Source organism: Vibrio sp. 1159 (genome assembly GCF_033340395.1).
Taxonomy (GTDB): Bacteria; Pseudomonadota; Gammaproteobacteria; order Enterobacterales; family Vibrionaceae; genus Vibrio; species Vibrio alginolyticus.
Genome location: NZ_JAWOWL010000197.1, coordinates 1 through 1,021, shown reverse-complemented (window position 1 = coordinate 1,021; position 1,021 = coordinate 1). Strand labels below are relative to the sequence as shown.

General features: G+C 44.4%; 1 protein-coding gene and 1 pseudogene. Both read left to right on the top strand.

Annotated elements, in window-relative coordinates; translation table 11 throughout:
• Positions 1–609, top strand: a 609-nt coding sequence (locus R7127_RS26960; protein WP_318148769.1) for an EAL domain-containing protein, incomplete at its 5' end; no start/stop codon positions are given.
• Between the two features lie 212 nt (positions 610–821).
• Positions 822–1,021 (top strand): annotated as a pseudogene (locus R7127_RS26955) (glycine C-acetyltransferase); the annotation flags it as partial.

The window sequence follows — 1,021 nt, the reverse complement described above, 5'->3', positions numbered from 1 at the left end:
ATCTCGATTGCAGAGAAAAACGGATTGATTCATCAACTTGGCGAGTTCGCCATTCAGCAAGCGTGTTATCAAGCAGCACAGTGGCAATCCATTTCGCCGTTGTTTGTATCGGTGAACTTCTCTAGCGTTCAATTCCGCTATTGTGATCGCTTATTGGCGTTCATTAGGCACAGCTTAGAAGAATCGGGTTTGCCTGCTGAGCAATTTGATGTCGAGGTAACCGAGAGCTTGTTGTTTAACCATGATGATGAATTGGTAGACATGCTGGATAACCTACGTGCGCTTGGTACCAAACTGACGATTGACGACTTCGGCACGGGCTATTCTGCACTGAGTTACTTGCAGAAGTTCCCGTTTGACCGTCTGAAAATCGACCGCAGTTTTATGCAAAACGTGTTTGAGAACGACTCTGATCGTGAACTGGTCAACGTGATCATTGCTATGGCCAAAGCCTTGCGTCTTAAAATTGTCGCAGAAGGTATCGAAGAGCAGCGCCATGTGGATTATCTCAACGAGCTAAACTGTGAGTTCGGCCAAGGTTTCCACTATAGCCGCCCTGTGCCAGCGAAGGAGTTTGAGCAACTTCTAAACCAACCTACTTGGTCATAACTCCTTTCAATACAACCTCATAGAAAAGCATTGATGTTATTTGTTCCTCAAATTCATTAATGCTTTTCCACCTTGAGGGATAATCGTTTTCCTTTCCTTGTTTTACACTACAATTAATTGATAGCTGATGGCCTGTGACGCCCGTCACGTAAAGGCTAAACCAAATTCGAAACGAGTGAAAACTCGTCAAAACAACCAGGAAGGAATTGCGAATGTCTTCTGCATTTTACCAACAGATTCAACAGCAAATTGAAGAAGTGAAGGCTGAAGGTCTTTACAAAGCAGAGCGTATCATTACCTCTCAACAGCAAGCCGCTGTTAAAATCTCGACAGGTGAAGAAGTACTGAACTTTTGTGCGAACAACTACCTAGGCCTAGCAAACCATCCAGCGCTTATCGAAGCAGGTAAAGC